At 59.0% G+C, this 18,624-nt stretch carries 15 protein-coding genes and 2 pseudogenes; 12 read left to right on the top strand and 5 right to left on the bottom strand.

The features are described 5' to 3' along the window. Window positions 1-11 precede the first annotated feature (11 nt). On the bottom strand, window positions 12-959 hold the full coding sequence (locus AM571_RS34160; protein ID WP_074065330.1) for a LysR family transcriptional regulator: 948 nt from the start codon (window positions 957-959) through the stop codon (window positions 12-14). Window positions 960-1,057: 98 nt separating this feature from the next. On the opposite strand from AM571_RS34160, the gene AM571_RS34155 reads away from it, so the two are divergent. The 10 genes from AM571_RS34155 (at window position 1,058) to AM571_RS34110 (ending at window position 11,375) form a co-directional block, all read left to right on the top strand. Then, entirely contained in the window at window positions 1,058-2,215 is a 1,158-nt protein-coding gene (locus tag AM571_RS34155; protein WP_074065329.1) for a muconate/chloromuconate family cycloisomerase, read from the top strand. A gap of 2 nt (window positions 2,216-2,217) precedes the next feature. Beyond that, window positions 2,218-2,508, top strand: coding sequence for a muconolactone Delta-isomerase (gene catC / locus AM571_RS34150; protein WP_074065328.1), 291 nt, complete (start codon window positions 2,218-2,220; stop codon window positions 2,506-2,508). A gap of 56 nt (window positions 2,509-2,564) precedes the next feature. Then, entirely contained in the window at window positions 2,565-3,503 is a 939-nt protein-coding gene (catA, locus tag AM571_RS34145) for a catechol 1,2-dioxygenase (protein WP_074065327.1), read from the top strand. Window positions 3,504-3,612: 109 nt separating this feature from the next. After that, entirely contained in the window at window positions 3,613-4,971 is a 1,359-nt protein-coding gene (locus AM571_RS34140; protein ID WP_074065326.1) for a Rieske 2Fe-2S domain-containing protein, read from the top strand. Further along, window positions 4,968-5,456, top strand: a complete 489-nt coding sequence (gene benB / locus AM571_RS34135) for a benzoate 1,2-dioxygenase small subunit (protein WP_074065325.1) — start codon at window positions 4,968-4,970, stop codon at window positions 5,454-5,456. The genes AM571_RS34140 and benB overlap by 4 nt, the downstream gene beginning before the upstream one ends. A 37-nt stretch (window positions 5,457-5,493) precedes the next feature. Then, entirely contained in the window at window positions 5,494-6,516 is a 1,023-nt protein-coding gene (gene benC, locus AM571_RS34130; protein ID WP_074065324.1) for a benzoate 1,2-dioxygenase electron transfer component BenC, read from the top strand. Next, a complete protein-coding gene (gene benD, locus AM571_RS34125) occupies window positions 6,513-7,301 on the top strand; it encodes a benzoate diol dehydrogenase BenD (RefSeq protein ID WP_074065323.1) in 789 nt (262 codons plus the stop codon). Before benC ends, benD begins: the two co-directional genes overlap by 4 nt. Window positions 7,302-7,344: 43 nt before the next feature. Continuing rightward, window positions 7,345-8,676 (top strand): MFS transporter, encoded by a 1,332-nt coding sequence (locus AM571_RS34120; RefSeq protein WP_074065322.1) that lies wholly within the window; start codon window positions 7,345-7,347, stop codon window positions 8,674-8,676. Window positions 8,677-8,805: 129 nt separating this feature from the next. Then, window positions 8,806-9,678, top strand: coding sequence for a 3-oxoadipate enol-lactonase (gene pcaD / locus AM571_RS34115; protein WP_081377279.1), 873 nt, complete (start codon window positions 8,806-8,808; stop codon window positions 9,676-9,678). Between the two features lie 314 nt (window positions 9,679-9,992). Then, window positions 9,993-11,375 carry an adenylate/guanylate cyclase domain-containing protein gene (locus AM571_RS34110; protein WP_081377278.1) on the top strand — a complete coding sequence of 461 codons (1,383 nt, stop codon included), beginning with the start codon at window positions 9,993-9,995 and terminating at the stop codon, window positions 11,373-11,375. 233 nt (window positions 11,376-11,608) lie between these two features. Here the strand turns inward: AM571_RS34110 and AM571_RS34105 are convergent, their stop codons facing one another. The 3 genes from AM571_RS34105 to dinB all read right to left on the bottom strand — a co-directional run bounded on the left by AM571_RS34105 (window position 11,609) and on the right by dinB (window position 15,081). Continuing rightward, on the bottom strand, window positions 11,609-12,817 hold the full coding sequence (locus AM571_RS34105) for an MFS transporter (RefSeq protein WP_074065320.1): 1,209 nt from the start codon (window positions 12,815-12,817) through the stop codon (window positions 11,609-11,611). Window positions 12,818-12,877: 60 nt separating this feature from the next. Further along, window positions 12,878-13,867 carry an AraC family transcriptional regulator gene (locus tag AM571_RS34100; protein WP_074065319.1) on the bottom strand — a complete coding sequence of 330 codons (990 nt, stop codon included), beginning with the start codon at window positions 13,865-13,867 and terminating at the stop codon, window positions 12,878-12,880. Window positions 13,868-13,983: 116 nt separating this feature from the next. Continuing rightward, entirely contained in the window at window positions 13,984-15,081 is a 1,098-nt protein-coding gene (gene dinB, locus AM571_RS34095) for a DNA polymerase IV (protein ID WP_074065318.1), read from the bottom strand. A gap of 119 nt (window positions 15,082-15,200) precedes the next feature. Here dinB and AM571_RS37905 point away from each other — a divergent pair. Further along, window positions 15,201-15,561, top strand: a pseudogene (locus AM571_RS37905) (DNA polymerase ligase N-terminal domain-containing protein); the annotation flags it as partial. Window positions 15,562-15,719: 158 nt separating this feature from the next. On the opposite strand, the pseudogene AM571_RS37170 reads toward AM571_RS37905, so the two are convergent. Further along, a pseudogene (locus AM571_RS37170) lies at window positions 15,720-15,948 on the bottom strand (IS21 family transposase); the annotation flags it as partial. 692 nt (window positions 15,949-16,640) lie between these two features. On the opposite strand from AM571_RS37170, the gene AM571_RS34080 reads away from it, so the two are divergent. Beyond that, entirely contained in the window at window positions 16,641-18,401 is a 1,761-nt protein-coding gene (locus AM571_RS34080; RefSeq protein ID WP_074065316.1) for a polysaccharide lyase family 7 protein, read from the top strand. Window positions 18,402-18,624 lie beyond the last annotated feature (223 nt).

Here is an 18,624-nt window from a genome sequence, read left to right as displayed (position 1 = left end):
TCGATGGTTGTCTATTTTCTTCCGCTCTCTAGCGCGTCCAGACGAACACTGGAGAGCTGGAGCCAGGGTGGATTGTCGGCATACATTTCGCGGATAATCTGTTTTATCTCGTCGATCCGATCGCCCGCTTCGTTACGCCGATAGCTCATGATAACGGGCGAGGTGGCCTTCTCGTCGGCAATCATACGATAGCAGACATCGTCCGGCCGTTGGCGCTGCGAGGCCGCGGGGATGATGCACAGGCCGGCACCGGCCGCGACCATACCGAGCGCGGTCTGAATCTCACGAACTTCCTCGACATGGCTTGGATGGACGCTGATCTCACCGAGCAGGTTCAGTGTCTCGTCCGCGAAGCTTGGCCGGGGGGCCGAGGGATAGATGATCAGCGATTCGCCTTCGAGTTCGGAAAGGTCGATGGGCTCCTTGCTGAGAGATTTCGGATGGCCCTTCGGAAAGGCTACGACCAGTCGCTCCTCTCGCAGCGTCAGCCGTTCCACTTCCCTGTCATTGAACCGTACTCTGCCGAAACCCAGATCGATGCGGCGTTCCTTAAGCGCAGTCATCTGTTGGGTTGACATCATTTCCAGAATCTCGATGTCGAGGTCGGGCCAGCGCTGACGCATGCGCCGGACGAGGTCCGGCATGCCTCCATAGAGGGTGGAGCCGACGCAGCCGATGATGAACCGTTCGCGCTGGGCCTTTCCTATTCTTTGGGTCTGTTCGCGGACGTGTTCGAGCCGCGCCATGATCTGCGAGGCCTGCTCGAAGAAAAACCGTCCGGCTTCCGTCAAGCTCAGCGGCCGCTTGGACCGGTCGATCAGGTGGACGCCCATTTCCTCCTCCAACTGCTGGATCTGCCGACTGAGCGGCGGTTGGGCAATATGGAGGATTTCCGCGGCGCGCGAAAAATTGCGCTCGGTGGCGACCGCCACGAAGTAGCGGAGTTGGCGTAATTCCATTCCTACTATACCTCCCGGGTATAAAGTTCGACTTATATAGTTTTGGACCCGACACTAATAGGACGCTAGCCTTCCTGCAAATAAAGGGAGGAAGTGCGGTGTCCGTGGAAGTTCGTATCGTCTCGATCGAGGCTATTATACTCGATCTGCCGACTATCCGGCCGCACAGACTATCGATGGTCACCATGAGCCGCCAGAGCATGATGATCGTGCGCCTGCGCTGCTCGGACGGGGTCGAGGGCCTGGGCGAGGGCACCACCATTGGCGGGCTCGCCTATGGACCGGAGAGCCCGGAAGGCATGAAGATCACGATTGACGAATACATCGCGCCCCTGCTCCTGGGTTTCGATCCGACGCGGGTGCAGGTTGCCATGGACCGCGTGCGCAAGGCAGTGAAGGGCAATCATTTCGCCAAATGCGCCGTCGAAGCCGCATTGCTCGATTGCCAGGCCCGCCGCCTCGGCGTGTCGATGTCCGAGTTGCTCGGGGGTCGCCGTCACAAGAGCCTGCCGATTGCCTGGACGCTGGCATCCGGTGATACCGCAAGGGACATCGACGAGGCGCAGGCGATGCTCGACCGGCGCCGCCACAAGGATTTCAAGCTGAAGATCGGCCTCAAGTCGATCGAGGAGGACATCCGTCACGTGGCTGCCATCCGCAAGGCGCTGCCGGACATGGCGTCAATCCGCGTCGACGCGAACATGGCCTGGCGGGAGCGGGAGGCACGCAATGCGATCGCCGCACTCGCCGAGGCGGGTTGCGTACTGGTGGAGCAGCCGGTCTGCGGCATCGCCCCGCTTGCCCGGCTGACAAGGGTGTCATCGATCGCCATGATGGCCGATGAAGTGCTTGTCGGTCCGGAAAGTGCGCTCGAAGCGGTGACGGCGCACGCAGCCGATGTGTTCTCGATCAAGATCGAGCAGGCGGGCGGCCTGTTCGCCGCCGCCAAGGTCATCGCCATCGCGGAGACCGGAGGGATCAGTGTCTATGGCGGCACCATGCTGGAGGGGCCGATCGGCACGATCGCGGCTGCGCAGTTGATGGCCGGTGTAAAGGATCTGCGATGGGGCACGGAGTTCTTTGGCCCGCTGCTGCTGACGGAAGAGATCCTCGCCACGCCATTGGATTACAGCGATTTTGAGCTGACCGTTCCCGACGGACCCGGTCTGGGGATCGAACTGGACGAAGACTGCCTGGCATTTTTTGTTCGGGGCGGAATGCGCAAGACAATCAGCATTGCCGGGCAAAGAGGCTGACCATGCTCTTTCATGTACGGATGAACGTGAACCTTCCCCATGACCTGCCGGCGGCGGAAACCGCCGACATCCTGGCCCGGGAAAAGGCCTATTCGCAGGAGCTGCAGAAGAGCGGCAAGTGGCGGCACATCTGGCGGATCGCCGGCCAGTACGCGAACTACAGCATCTTCGACGTGCCGGACAATACGCAACTCCACGAGATCCTGTCCGGTCTGCCGTTGTTCAAATTCATGGATATCGAGGTGACACCGCTGCTGCGGCATCCTTCCGCGATCCGCGAGGACGACACATAGCGCGTGGATCGGCGGAGGACGGAGCCGCATCAACTTTCAATCAAGAGGAGGAAAAAATGAACGTGAAGATCTTCGACAGGCCCGACATCCAGGACTTTCTCGAGGTCCTGAGCGGCTTGGACAAGGACGGCGGCAATCCGCGCGTCAAGCAGATCGTCCATCGGATCATGTCAGACCTGTTCAAGGCGATCGACGATCTGGACATTACCCCCGATGAATATTGGACGGGCATTGCCTGGCTCAACGAGATCGGCGCCGCCGGCCAGGCCGGACTGATCTCGCCCGGTCTCGGTCTCGATCATTTCCTGGACGAGCGCCTCGACGCGATCGATGAGGCTCTCGGCATCGACAACCCGACCCCGCGCACGATCGAGGGGCCGCTTTATGTAGCCGGCGCACCAGTCGCGAAAGGCTTTGCCCGACTCGACGACGGCACCGATGCCAACGGTCACACCCTGATCATGCACGGCACCGTCTATGGTTCTGATGGCATGCCGCTGCCGGATGCCACTGTCGAAGTCTGGCACTGCGATACGCGCGGGTTCTACTCGCACTTCGACCCGACCGGCAAGCAGGCGCCGTTCAATATGCGCCGCACGATCGTCACCGACGAAAACGGCTGTTACAAATTCCGCAGCATCGTGCCGCACGGCTATGGCGTGCCGCCCGGCAGCCCGACCGAGCAGCTATTGTCTGCGCTCGGACGGCACGGCCAGCGACCGGCCCATATCCATTTCTTTGTCAGCGCCGACGGTCACCGCAAGCTGACGACCCAGATCAACATCGAAGGTGATCCGTTGGTCAATGACGATTTCGCTTACGCAACCCGCGCCGGATTAGTTCCTGCCGTCATTGAACGCACCGACGAGGCGAGTATCTACGCCAACGGGCTGAATGGTCCGTTTGCCGAGATCGAATTCGATATCCGCCTGACCGCGTTAGTGGACGGCGTCGACAACCAGATCAACGAGTTGCGCAAGCGGGCGGCTGCATAAGCTGCAAGGGCGGCGGCCCGAACGGGCCGCACCTTTGAACACCATCGTTATCATGGAAATTGGCAAAGACTGCGCTCATGAACAGCGTGCTCTTTGCGGGAGAACCGCTATGTCTGCGATTATCGACAAGGCACGAGACCTCGATCATCTCCTCGCCACTGCCGTGCAGGACGACAAGGAAGCTGGCGTATTCCGTTGCCGCAGGGACATCTTCACCGATGAGGATCTGTTCGATCTGGAGATGAAGCATATCTTCGAAGGCAATTGGGTCTATCTGGCGCACGAAAGCCAGATCCCCAACAACAACGACTACTACACGACCTATATCGGCCGCCAGCCGATCGTGATCACCCGTGACAAAAACGGCGACCTGCATGCGGTGATCAACGCCTGCGCGCATCGCGGGGCAATGCTATGCCGGCGCAAACACGGCAACAAGGGAAGCTTCACCTGTCCCTTCCACGGCTGGACATTCTCGAACAGCGGCAAGCTGCTCAAGGTCAAGGACGAGAAGACCACGCAGTATCCTCCTCAATTCGCGCAGGACGGCTCGCATGACCTCAAGCGCGTGCCACGTTTCGAAAGCTACCAGGGTTTCCTGTTCGGCAGCCTCAAGGAAGACGTCTCCCCGCTTGGGGAATATCTTGGCGAAACAAAGATCATCATCGACCAGATCGTCGACCAGGCGCCGAACGGGCTGGAAGTGCTGCGCGGAAATTCCTCCTACGTCTATGACGGCAATTGGAAACTGCAGATGGAAAACGGCTGCGATGGTTATCACGTCAGCTCTGTCCACTGGAACTACGCCGCGACGATGGGCCGGCGCAAGGAGGAGGGCACGAAGGCGGTCGATGCCAATAGCTGGAGCAGGTCGATTGCCGGCGTTTATGGTTTCGAGAATGGCCACATCCTGTTGTGGACCAACACCATGAACCCGGAAGTCCGTCCGGTTTATAATCGCCGCGACGAGATCAAGGCTCGCGTCGGCGACATCAAGGCAGACTTTATCGTCAACCAGACCCGAAATCTTTGCATCTATCCAAACGTGTTCCTGATGGACCAGTTCAGCACCCAGATCCGGGTGACGCGCCCGATCAGTGTCGACAAGACCGAAATCAGCATCTTCTGCTTTGCACCGAAGGGCGAAAGCCAGGCGGATCGCACACTGAGGATCCGTCAATACGAGGATTTCTTCAACGTGTCCGGAATGGGCACGGCCGACGATCTGGAGGAGTTCCGCGCCTGCCAGTCCGGCTATGCCGGTACGGCGGCGCCGTGGAACGACCTGTCGCGCGGCGCGCCGCTTTGGATAGACGGACCAGATGAAAACGCGAAGCGGATGGGCATGAAGCCTCTTCTTTCAGGAGAGCGGAGCGAAGATGAGGGCCTGTTCGTCCGCCAGCATGAATACTGGGCGAAGGCGATGCGCGAAGCGCTGTCCGCTGAAAAAAGCGGAGTTGTCGCATGAGCATTTCCTATGGATCCATCTGCGCCTTCCTCTATCGGGAAGCGCGCCTGCTGGACGATCGGCAGTGGGACGAATGGCTGACCTGCTACGCGTCCGACGTCACCTACTGGATGCCAGCATGGGATGACGACGACCAGATCACTGAAGATCCCCAATCCCAGATCTCGCTGATCTTCTACCCGAACCGCGATGGACTGGAAGACCGCGTGTTTCGCATCAAGACCGAACGGTCCGGCGCTTCCACGCCGGAGCCGCGCACCAGCCACAACGTGACCAATGTCGAGGTGGTGGCCGATCGGAACGAGGAGGTGGACGTGCGCTACAACTTCCACACGCTGAACCACCGCTACAAGGTCACCGACCAGTTCTTCGGCACAATGTTCGTCACTCTGCGCAAGGATGGTGAGACCCTTCTGGTCGCAAACAAGAAAATCGTGCTGAAGAACGACTACATCCGCCAGGTCATCGACATCTACCACATCTGAAGGCCGGCTGAAGCAGTCGAGACCTTGAGGAGGAGTCATGTGCTACAAGATCGCATTGAATTTTGAGGACGGCGTAACCCGGTTTATCGGGTGCAAGAGCGGCGAGAAGCTTCTCGACGCGGCCTATCGCGCCAAGATCAACCTGCCGATGGATTGTTCCGACGGCGTGTGCGGCACCTGCAAGTGCCGGGCCGAGAGCGGCAGCTATGACCTCGGCGACGACTTCATCGACGATGCGCTGAGTGCCGACGAGGCCGAGGGCGGACTTGTCCTGACCTGTCAGATGAAGCCGAAATCAGATTGCGTCATCGCCGTGCCGACAACATCAGTGGCCTGCAAGACGGGACAGCAGAAATTCGTCGCCACGGTCGCGAATATAGTGCCGCACAATGACACCGCGATCGTGCTGGAACTGGACGTGGATACCGATCCACCCGCATTCTTGCCCGGGCAGTACGTCAACATTGGTGTCCCCGACAGCGGTCAATACCGGTCCTATTCCTTCAGCACCGCGCCGGGCGAACAGAAGATCGCTTTTCTGATCAAGAAGATCCCCGACGGTCTGATGAGCACCTGGCTGGAGCGTGCCGAGGTCGGGGCAAAGCTCGAACTGACGGGACCGCTCGGCAGTTTCTACCTTCGGGAGGTGCAGCGCCCTTTATTGTTCCTGGCCGGCGGTACGGGCCTTGCGCCCTTCCTGTCGATGTTGGAAGTGCTGGCTCGCGAAAAGTCGCAACAGCAGGTTCATCTCATCTATGGCGTGACGCGGGATCTGGACTTGGTCCTCGCTGACGAGATCGAAGCCTACGCGGGGCGACTTGCCAATTTCACCTACAGCACCGTGGTAGCCGACGAAGCCTCCAACCATCCGCGCAAGGGGTGGGTGACCCAGCACATTCCGCAAAAGGCGCTCAATGGCGGCGATGTCGACCTCTACTTGTGCGGTCCGCCGCCGATGGTCGATGCGGTGCGCAGATATTTTGAGGACAACGGGGTAAAGCCCAACAGCTTCCACTACGAAAAGTTCACCCCCAATGTGGCCGTGAGGGAAGCAGCATGAGTTCGGCGCACTTCGCAGGCCGTTTTGCGGGCAAGGTGCTTGTCGTCACAGGCGCCGCCCAGGGCATCGGGCGGGCGGTTGCGCTGCGAGCAGCGCAAGAGGGCGGCGAAGTACTATTCGTGGACCGCGCCGACTTCGTCGCCGAAGTCGCCGCGGAAGCCGTCAGCGCCGGTACCGCGGCCATTTCGGCCGATCTGGAAACCTATGAGGGTGCGGCTGCTGCGATGTCATTCGCTGCCGAGAGATTCGGGGGCGTCGACATCCTGATCAACAATGTCGGCGGCGCAATCCGAATGCGTCCCTATGCCGAATTTGAGGCGCCACAGATCGACGCTGAAATCCGCCGGTCATTGATGCCGACGCTCTACTGTTGCCATGCGGTTCTGCCGCATCTCTTCGCGCGTGGCGGCGGCACAATCGTGAATGTCTCATCAAACGCCACGCGAGGCATTCACCGCGTACCCTATTCGGCGGCGAAAGGCGGTGTGAACGCCGTCACGCAATCGCTGGCAATGGAATTGGCCGATCACAATATCCGCGTGGTTGCCACGGCGCCCGGTGGCACCGAGGCGCCGCCGCGCCGCATTCCGCGCAATGGCCAAGGCGATACCCAGGCGGAGGAGGCTTGGATGGTCGATGTCGTACGCCAGGTTAAGGCAACCAGTTTCATGAAGCGCTACGGCAGCATCGAAGAACAGACGGCGCCAATCCTGTTCCTGGCGTCGGACGAAGCTTCCTACATTACGGGCAGCGTGCTGCCCGTCGCCGGTGGCGATACCGGCTGAAATTTCCTGACGGATTTGCGTAGTAACTCGAGGAGGAGCGATAATGCGCAGTATAGACGTGAATGAAACGATAGATTCCAGCCCGTTCGGCGGCTTTCAGTGGATGGTGGTCGCCCTGTGTGGGTTGCTGCTGATCGTCGACGGTTATGATGTATTCGTGGCCGGAACGGTTCTGCCGACGCTGATCACGGAATGGGGCTTGAGCAAGCCACAGGCTGGCACGTTGCAGGCCTGGGCGTTGTTCGGAATGATGTTCGGCGCCCTGATTTTTGGCTCGCTGGCGGACAGGATTGGGCGAAAGAAGGGTATCGCGATCAGCTTCCTGCTGTTCACCATTTCCACGATGTTGACCGGCTTCGCCAGCTCACCCAGTCAATTCATGATCTTCCGATTCTTTGCCGGTCTCGGTTGCGGCGGGTTGATGCCCAATGCCGTGGCGCTAATGAACGAATATGCACCCAGGCGCCTTAGAGGCACGATGGTGGCGCTGATGTTTTCCGGCTATTCGGTCGGGGGCATGGTGGCCGCGGGTCTGGGCATTGGAGTGATCCCTCAATTCGGCTGGAAGCCAATGTTCTTCGTTGCCGCAATCCCGCTGCTGATGTTGCCGGCCATTCTATGGAAACTGCCGGAATCGCTGGGCTTCCTTATCCGTCAGGGGCGACAGGAACAGGCGAAAGCGATCTATGCGAAGATTTCTCCTTCCTTTGCTCTCGCCAGCGACGACAGGCTGATCTTCTCCGAAATCAAGGGTGCCTCGGCGTCGGTTTTGGAATTGTTTCGGCATCAGCGCACCCTGCGCACAGTAATGCTCTGGGTGGCGTTCTTTTGCTGCCTGCTGCTGGTGTATCTGCTTTCTTCCTGGTTGCCGAAAGTTCTGCAGGAAGCCGGTTACGCTGAAAGGGCAAGTCTGCTTAGCCTCTTCTCGCTCAATTTCGGTGGCATGGTCGGTGCGATCGCCGGCGGTTGGCTCGGAGACCGCTTCGGTCTGCCCAAAGTGGTGATTGCCTTCTTCATGGTGGCTGCCGTATCAATCGCGTTGATCGGTTACAATCCACCATCGGGCATTCTGTTCCTGCTGGTCTTCGTGGCTGGCGCCACTTCGATTGGAACGCAGATCCTGCTCTATGCCAGCGTCGCACAGCTCTATAATCTCTCTGTGCGTTCAACAGGACTTGGTTGGGCATCGGGCGTTGGCCGCATCGGGGCAATCGTCGGCCCGACACTCGGTGGCGTCCTTCTCGCTCAGCAACTGCCGCTGCAGCAGAACTTTCTGATCTTCGCCGTTCCCGCGGCGGTGTCGGCTCTGGCAATGCTGGTCTTCGCCGTCAGCAATGCGCGCCGATCAAGCGGCGCGCAGCTTGTCCCGGCGTAAAAATGGCGATCGGCAGCGGTCGCGAGCCACCTGGCGCGACCGCTGATAAATCCGATCAAAGCCAGATGTCCGCAATACTTACCAGAAAAGCCGGTGTCATATCGGCTTTCGAGATCGAAGGCATCTCACATGGCTTATCTTGAACTTGCCGGACACCGTCTGCACTACCGTATCGATGGCGAAGGGATCGGTAGCCAGGAAAAGCCCTGGCTGATGTTTTGCAATTCACTCGGGACCGATCTCCATATGTGGGATGGCCAGATTTCCGAGCTTTCACGGGGTTTCCGCATATTGCGGTATGATAGCAGGGGTCACGGTCTATCCTCGGCTCCTTCCGGCCCTTATGCGTTATCGGACCTCGGGAATGACGCTATCGCGCTCCTAGATGGGCTGAATATAGATCAGGCGCATTTCTGTGGGCTGTCGATCGGGGGACTGACGGGGCAGTGGTTGGGTATCCATGCCGGGACGCGCCTTGGCAGCATCGCCGTCTGTGCGACAGCCGCGAAAATCGGCACCGCCGAAAGCTGGGCTGCACGCATCGATTTTGTCCGGGCCAACGGCCTTGCTGCCCTAAAGGACGCGACGGTCGAACGCTGGTTCACTCCTCAGTTCCAAGCCGCTCGGCCGGACACGGTTGCTGCCGTGATCGACAGTTTCGTCGCAACCTCGATCGAAGGTTACATCGGCTGCTGTGCAGCCCTTGCCGAGGCAGATCTACGCGAAAACCTCAGACAGATCGTCAATCCCGTGCTCGCCGTTTCCGGAGACTGCGACCCGGTATGCCCGCCAAATGATCTCGAAGACATCGCTGCGTGCGTGCAGCGCGGGACCCATCTGTCGTTGTCGGGTCGGCACATCGTCAATATGGCGTCGGAGCAGGCGTTCAACACTGCACTGATAAGTTTCTTGACGATCGGACCTGACGGTAGAGCGGCGATGCCCGGAATAGCTCCCGAGATGGCCATGACGAGGTCCCATCGATCATCCGCAGGCCCCTGATGAACTCAGGCAGCGACTCCGCCATTGTCGCGACACCGCCTGTGACCCAACCACCAGATGCGGCTGCATGATCTCACCAACCTCGCCGCCCGCTTGAAGGTGAAAACCATCGTCCACTGACGTCGTGCTGTTCCATGAACCATCTCGCCACGAAGCATCAACAGCAACCCTGGACAAGGCATTGCGTGGTCATCAATGCCAGTCCGTTGTTGACGGGAACGGCCGGGAGCAATTCGCTTCGTGAAGCGAGTTCAGAGTCGATTGCCTGCGCCATATCGTGCTAAACTGACGTGGTGTGAGCCGTGTTCTGTACCATGATCAAAGTAACCGCTCTACCTGACCAGATGAATTTCGAGGTTGCCGCCGGCGAGACGTTGCTCGAGGCTGCTTTGAGGTCGGGTGTGCCGTTTGCACATGCCTGCGGCGGCCGGGCGAAATGCTCGACCTGCCGCGTCTGGGTTCTGGATGGCGTTGCGGGTTGCCCGAACCGGAATCGAGACGAGAGCTCGATGGCGGAACGACTGAGGCTGGCGGATGAGGTTCGACTGGCCTGTCAACTCAAGCCGGAGGGCGAGCTTCGCGTCCGACGCCTGGTGCTGGATGAGACTGACTTGATAATAACCAGCCAGCTTCTCAGTTCTGCCGAGACGCGTTCCGGCGAGTCGAAAGAGGTTGCGGTCTTCTTCAGCGATGTCGCCGATTTCACGAAACTGTCCGAGCAGCTTTCGCCCTATGATGTGATGTATCTGCTCAACCGCTACTTCGCCCAGGTTGGCGACATCATAGAGCGAAATGGCGGGTTCATCGACAATCTCATCGGCGACGGGATGATGGCGATCTTCGGAATCGACGATCAGCGGGACGCTCCGCTTCGAGCCGTCAACGCGGCGATTCAGACCATTGCCACAGTCGATCGCCTGAAGCCGTTCTTTGCCTCCATGTACGGCATCGATTTCGACATTCGTATCGGTCTTCATTATGGCGAAGCCGTCATCGGCACATTGGGCTTCGGCGGAAACCAACGCCTCACGGCAGTCGGGAACGTCGTGAACCTTGCCAGCCGGATCGAAGCCGCGAACAAGGATGCCGGGACACGACTGCTGATTTCCGAGGCGCTTCACGGCCAGATCGCCGACAAGGTGGAGGTCGGCGATTTTGTCAGGGTACGCCTAAGGGGTTCCTGCGAACGGACGAGCTTGTACGAAGTCATCAGGCTCAAACCCGAATGCGACGCTGAACTGAACGCCAGGCAACCCCGCGAAACCATCCGCCATGCCGGCAGGAGGTGGGTCCGCGCATTTCCCGAGGACGAGCTCCAGCCCCACGAACGACGGATTCTCGATTTCGAGGATTACGATATCGTCGTCGTTCGCGGAACCGACAGTTACTGCGCCTTCAACAACGCCTGCCCGCATCTTCATCTGCCGTTCTACGAACGTCGAAAACCTGCCGAGGTGAAGACGCTCAATCTCCCACACACGGAGAGCACGATCACCAGTGATCACGGCCTCGTCTGCCGTTGGCATCAAAGCTGTTTCGACCTGTTTTCGGGCGAAATCAGGAACTGGGCGCAATTGCAGCAGGATGGTACTGCGCCGGGTTACGAACATACAGGCGACATCTCGAAAAATCCCACCAGGCTGACCGTATACCCCTGCCGAATACAGGACGGATACCTGTGGATCGGGCTCGACTGACAAGGAACGGTTAGGTTTCTTCGGCGGATGCGTTTCGCTCCAAGCGTCTGCCACTCGAGAGTTGCGACCGACTTCAGCCGCAGACTGTTCAGCTTGGGGATGGGAGCGCGCCCTCCGCCGACAAGCAAACCAGTGTCGCGAACCGGACTGGCAACCAGATCGTACTTGTTTCCCATGGGTACGGCGGAGGAACTGGCGGCCTTTTGACGCAACATAAAGCCGCCAGAGCAATATCAACCGCGTGGCTGGAGCAGCGCCAGTGAGACCGTCGATGCGGCAAGGACGGCGGTAAGGATCAATGGTCCCGTAGCGCCATAGTTGTCCACGGCGTAGCCGCCGAACACTGCGCCGATACTGATGGCGACCTGGAAAGAGACGACCATCAGACTGCCCACTGCTTCAAGCGCGTCGGGCGCCCCGCGCGACAGATTGGTAGGCAGCACCACCGGCGCCATGCCAAAAGCGAAGCCCCAAAGCATAGCGAAACCGAAGGCGACGACGATATGCGCGCCCCAAAGCACCAAAGCTAAGGTAGCAAACGCCATCAACGCTGCGGTGGCCATGAGGGCAACTCGGATATCAGCGTCAGCCATTCGGCCACCGGCAATATTGCCGATCACAGAGGCAATGCCAAACCCGAGCAGCGCCAGGGCAATCGGCCAGGTTTCAAGGAGCGTCACCTGTTCGAGGAAGGGACGCACATAGACCGAGCCGGCAAAATGCCCCGTCATCAGCAAAAGAATAGCAAGCATTCCCAGTTGAACAGCACGCCGCCGTGTCAGCCGCAAGACGTCGCTCAGACTGTTGCTGGCGCTTGCGGGCAGCGTCGGCAGACTGAGCAACTGCAGCAGCATGGCTAGCGCGGCGAGCCCCGCCGTCATGGCCATTGCGCTGCGCCAGCCCAGCCAGTCGCTGATCAACGCGCCCATCGAAGGCGCAGCAATGGTGGCGAGTGAGACGCCGAGGGTGACGATAGCCATGCCCCGACCTGTCGCATTGGCGCCAACCAGCCTTGCCACGACGGCGACTGAAAGGGCCCAGAAACCACTGAGCGCGACGCCCAATCCGGCGCGGCCCAACAGCAACAGCCAGAAATCTGTCGCTAACGCCGCAAGAATATTGGAGCCGATCGCCAAGGCACTGAGACCGACCAGCACTGCCTTGCGGTTCAATCTGCCGATGAGAACATTGCTCAACAAGGCTGTCACGGCGCCGACGGAAGCGGTGGCGGTTACGACCTGTCCGGCCGTTCCTTCACTAATGCCGAGATCACTCGCCATTGGCGTCAGCAGACCTGCCGGCAGGAACTCGGCCGACACCAGGGCAAAGCTGGTGGCCGCCATCGAAAGGACCGCGAACCAGGTGGCCGCGCTCCATGCGGCTGGCTCAGCGGCATCAATGTCTATCAGCGTACTGTCAAACTGTGATGTTGTATCCGTCATTGAAGCATCTCCAAGGTGTGGAGACACTTCTTAGACCAGTCATTCAGGATGATATGTAGCTTAAAATCCGAAATCCATGTCCGTTCGTCCGGAATTGGTGCGGCGCACAACGCCGGGCGAGACCCTGGTGATGCGCTTGAACGCCCGTGCAAAGGATGCTTCGGATTCATAGCCTAAACGGGTGGCGACCTCGGCAACCGACATGCCGCTTTGCCCCAATAACTCGCGGGCGAGCTGCATGCGCAGGCGAGCGAGATAACGTGCCGCACCTTCCCCTAAAATAGCGCTGAAGCGCTCTGCGAAGATCGAGCGCGACTGGCCCGCGACGCCGGCGAGGCTTTCGAGGCTCCAGTCACGACCGGGGTCGCGGTGCATGGCGGCAAGGACGCGACCGATATGCGGGTCGCGGATGGCGGCGAGCCAGCCAGTGGTTGAGGCTCCGTTGCAATTGACCCAGCAGCGGATGAGCCGCGCGACCAGCAGGTCCGCCATACGCGATAAGACGGTTGCGCTGCCCATCTGTGGCTGTGCGGCCTCTGCTGTCATAGCCGCCAGGAGGGGACCAACGATCGGGTCATTGCCGGCGACATCGCAGCCCTTGATGATCGACGGCATCAAGGCGATCAGGGGATTAAGCGCACCGGCGCCCAAGGCCATGGAGCCGCAAAAAAGCGTGCTGGTCTCACCCGTTCCTTCCCGCACCACTTCGCAGACGTTGCTCCCCAGCCTGGTCACTTGGCAGCTCTTGAGCGAATCGTCCTCGATACCGGGCGCGCTGGCCAGCCGGTGGGCGATCCCTTGCGGCAGCAGCACCAGATCGCCATCGTGCAACTCCTGCCAGCCATGCGCTTCGGTATGGATCCAGCATGGCCCCTGGCTCACGAAGTGAAAACGCAGCGACGATTGTTGCGGGAAGGCGATGCTCCATGGATGTCGAAGCTCGCAGCGGCCGTAGTTGACGCCACTCAAGCGAAAGTCTCGTAGGACTTCGCTCAGCGCATCCATCGGGATATTTGGCGGCGAAGAGGGTTGCGACGAATGGTCAAGCATCTGCCCAATTTAGATGCCGCCCGTCCGGAATACAAGGTGGCCATGGTCAACACAGCCGGCATTGGTGACCCCGTGAAGGATGCTCCGGTGCCTCTTACGCGTCGGATCGCCATCTCTCACAACCCAAGATCAAGCTGGGACTGGCGCTGCGCATCGCCGTTTCCGGTAGTCGTCAGCGATGAGAGCGTCACCCCGAGCAGCCGGACAGGGCGCTTAAACGGGTAGACGGTCGTCAGAAGGTCTGCCGCCGTATCGAGAATGTCTGCCATGTTCGCCAATGAAATTGTGCTGGTTCGACTGCGCGTCGCCTGAGTGAAATCCGAGTATTTGATTTTCACGGTCACCGTCTTGCCGCTGATGCCTTGCGCCTCGCAGTAGCGCCAGACCTTTTCGGCAAGGGGCATCAGCTCCGCGGCCGCACGGTCGAGGTCGGCGATGTCCTCAACAAAGGTGTCTTCCGCACCCACGGACTTGCGAATTCGGTTGGGCTTCACCTGGCGCTCATCGATGCCGCGGGCAATGCCATAGAAATACGGGCCGGATTTGCCGAAATGCTTCTGCAGAAATTCGAGCGACTTCGATTTCAGATCGAGCCCGGTCTCGATCCCATATTTCCGCATGCGCTCCGCGGTCGCCGGCCCCACACCATGGAATTTCTTGACGGGGAGTGACTCGACGAAGGCCGGCCCGTTCTTCGGCGTGATCACCGCTTGACCGTTGGGTTTGTTCAGGTCGCTCGCCATTTTGGCGAGGAACTTGTTGTAGGAGATCCCGGCCGACGCATTGAGGCCGGTGACCTGCTTGATCTTGGCGCGGATTTCCAGCGCGATCTCGGTGGCGATCTCCATGCCCTTGAGGTTGTCGGTGACATCGAGATAGGCTTCGTCGAGCGACAGCGGTTCGATCAGCGCTGTGTATTCCGCAAAGATGTCGCGGATCTGCTGGGACACTGCCTTGTAAACGTCGAAGCGCGGCGGCACGAAAATCAGGTCCGGGCATTTTCGTTTCGCGGTCACCGACGGCATGGCGGAATGAACGCCATAGGCGCGCGCCTCGTAACTCGCGGCTGCGACCACGCCTCGCGCCGCGGAGCCGCCAACCGCAATTGGCTTGCCGCGCAGGTCCGGATTATCGCGCTGCTCGACCGACGCATAAAACGCATCCATGTCGACATGGATGATTTTGCGGATAGGACTCGGGCTCATATCATTCATGGCTTCAGCGCTCGCGATGGGATCGGCGCATCATTCAGAAAATCTTGCCGAAACAAATAGAGAACATATCAGTCTCTATCGCGATATCAACTGTTTCGACCGACCCCTGCCCACGCCTGCTCGACTACGGCGCCTTTGAAGGCACGACTCCCAAGAGCCAGTATTGCGGCGGAACGGTCGTACTCTGGGATCGTGGTTGTTGAGAGCCGGAAGGCCGCAAGTCTTCGGAAGAGGCACTGAAGAAAGGCGCTTCAAGTTCACGCTGGAGGGAAAGCGGCTGCATGGAAGGTTTGTCCTGGTTCGAATGCGCAACGACCGAGATGGTGGAAAGCGGATCAACTGGCTGCTGATCAAACACCATGACGATTATTCGGTCAGAGAGAACGGTGAAGCTATCCTGGAGGATCACGCGGTATCGTTCGCTTCCGGCCGCAGCTGGAGTAAGTCGCCGGCAAGGGCCGCAAGCCACAGCCGTTCATGTCGCCAATGCGGGTGTCGAGGCGGATGCTGCGCGCTCTATGAGAATGGCGCATCGGATTTTGCCGCACGTCAGGCGGTTCTGTCGGAACGCAAGACCGGTGACCTTGCTATTTCGCATCCGACTTGCTTTTCTACAGTGGCGACGACTTGCGGTCCTCGCCTTCCATTCCTGCGAACCAACCTTCTTGGCGCTCTCTAAGCGATGCCTTGATGTGCAGGCGGCGCAAATGCGAACATGCTCGCTGCCGATCCCCAAACCTTCATGTCGCCAAAGTCGATCTGCAGGTGATGACCTGGCGCCGTCTCAAATCGGACTGTCGCCCGTCTCTGCGCCTTTAATTCTCGCCGCCAATGACGAACCCTAAGCTTGACTGAGCGCAGCCCCATTGGCCAGGATCAATGCCCCTTACGCCGCGGACAAAACGCCGCTGCGCAAGTGGGTCTTCTGCGTGCGCTTGATACGGATGTGTCACGATCTGCGATATAGGATTATGCATAAATCGACGAATAGATACGCTATTCTATATCATTATTGCGCACGCTCTTAGACCCGCCTCGGTAGCGCCCGCGACCATCAGTCAGTCTTCCTCTGCTCTCAGACAGCGAGGGGGGATTAGTGGCGGCGCATTGGCGTTGGCCAGTCTCGCCGCGATACCTTGGCCCGAGATTGTGACAAGCTTCATGAGCGTAGGGGCGCCGCCGATCGTGTAAACGAGCCGTGCAGGATGTCGTTCGAGAAGATCCCTCGTCACGATCGTCCCTTGCGGCGTGACGATCGTTTCCGGCAATTGAGAATCCTCACCACGCGCTCGTCAAGTGCATCATGGGCTTCAAACAAGACCCTCTTTCCCGACGGTGATAATATATTTGCCACTGAACCTTGGGAGGCAACCAGCCCCTTTACGTTCCCGTAGCAATTCTTCCCGCATAGTAAGGCCAAGCAAACGATAACGGGACGTTGGGAAACTCATTCGTACGGGGGCCCACAGGTTGTCATAATGTTTTTCGGCGAACAGTCGCGTCAGATTCGGATGCAAAGTTCCTGATGGATGTAATTCCTCTTTGAGGATGAGTTAGTGATGAAAAATTCCGATAATTTCGATCTAATGAACTGGAAACTCTGCCTGCCGATCGACGAGGATGGTGGAACCATTAGTACGGCTTTGGAGATCCTGGAGCTCACAGGCTTCGAACATTCGTCCTATTTTTACACGGCCGACGATGGAGCGATGGTGTTTCGTGCGATCACTGATGGCGCCTTGACCAAGGGCACGACTTGCGCGAGGTCGGAGCTGCGCGAGATGGATGGTCGCTCGTTAGCCTCCTGGAGCTTGAATGAAGGAGGCACGATGACTGCGACCTTGACGATCGATGAGGCGCCGCAAGTGACGGGCGGCGCGGATGGGCGTATCGTCGTCGGCCAGATTCATGGTTCGGGAGACGAACTGGTCAGGCTCTACTGGGAGAATGGTGGAGTCTATTTTAAGACCGACAAGAGCGGAGACGGCAACGATTCCTCGAGAGTCGAGCTCACCAATACAAGCGGTGAAACGCCGCAAGTTGCTCTTGGGGAGCAGTTCTCCTACAAGATTGACGTTCATGGAAATACACTGACGGTCATCGTCTATGCCGGCGGGGACACGTACAAGTCGGTAACAACGGTCAGTTCCGCCTGGGATGGAGAACAATTCTACTTCAAGGCGGGTGCCTACCTTGGAAGCAATGAGTCAAACAGTACCGGCGCCGGCCAAGTATCATTTTATGGGCTTGATTTTTCTCACGTAGCAGGCGGCGGGTTGGGCGGCCTAGTGACCGCCGTGACAGCCGATGACGGGACGAGCAACTATTCCGCAGATTCAACCGGTACGATCGGCGATGACGTGCTTACGGGCGGTGAGTTCTCTGACGTCATCTACGGCTATGGTGGCGATGACGTGGTTCGCGCAGGTGCCGGAGACGACAGAATTGTCGGTGGCTCTGGCGCTGACAAGCTGCTGGGGCAGGACGGCGCCGATCGGGTTTCCGCAGGGGCGGGCGATGATATCGTCTATGGAGGGAATGGTAACGATACAATCGATGGCGGTGCAGGTAACGACACACTCAAGGGCGAAACCGGTGCGAATACGGTCACCGGCGGCGACGGAGACGATACCGTCTATGGTGGTGCAGGTACCGATGACCTGAGCGGTGACGCCGGTGCCGACACGATCGTCGCAGGGGAGGGCGACGATTCGCTCAATGGCGGCGCGGATAATGATAGGCTCTATGGTGGTGAAGGCGCCGACCGGCTATACGGGCAAGACGGTGACGACATGCTAGTCGGTCAGGGCGGCGCTGATAGGCTGGTCGGGGCAAACGGCAATGATATGCTCTATGGCTATAGCGATAGTGACAAGCTTTATGGTGATGCAGGAGCGGACAAGTTGGTGGGCGGTGAAGGCGACGACACGCTCTACGGAGGGGCCGGTGATGACCGACTTTATGGCGACGAAGGCGCTGACAACCTCTACGGCGGGACGGGCGCCGACACCTTCGTCTTCATCTCGCTCGATCCGTCGACGTTAACTTCTACCGGCCGCGACGACATCTACCAGTTTTCCCCGGCTGAGTACGATACCATCAATCTCAGCTCGATCGATGCGAACGCAACCATCAATGGTGGTCAAGCCTTCAATTTCATCGGGACTACTGCATTTTCAGACCAAGGCTGCGAACTGCGCTATGTCAATACCGGTTCGGAGACCTATGTCTATGGCGATGTCAACGGCGACGGGGCTGCGGACTTTTCGATCCACGTCGATGGCGTCGTGCAGCTTCAGAGCAGCGACTTTATCCTCTGACGGACAACAGGTGGTCGAACTGTTCGTTTTCCCTCAAGCTCGCGATGGCACACTATGCTAGGTTCAACTTAGGACCAAGTACTAAAAAAGGTCGCAGATTGCCTTTGACCGCGCGGCATTTAAGGCGATTGACCGACTTTGATTTGAGACCCGGGTACTAATATATTGGACATTGCTTTTATATAGACAGTTGTATGAACCCCCAGTTCGTGTAATGATTGAA

It is taken from the genome of Rhizobium etli 8C-3 (assembly GCF_001908375.1).
Classification (GTDB): Bacteria; Pseudomonadota; Alphaproteobacteria; order Rhizobiales; family Rhizobiaceae; genus Rhizobium; species Rhizobium etli_B.
The sequence above is the reverse complement of the archived record's forward strand: the minus strand, read 5'-3'. Positions and strand labels throughout refer to the sequence as shown.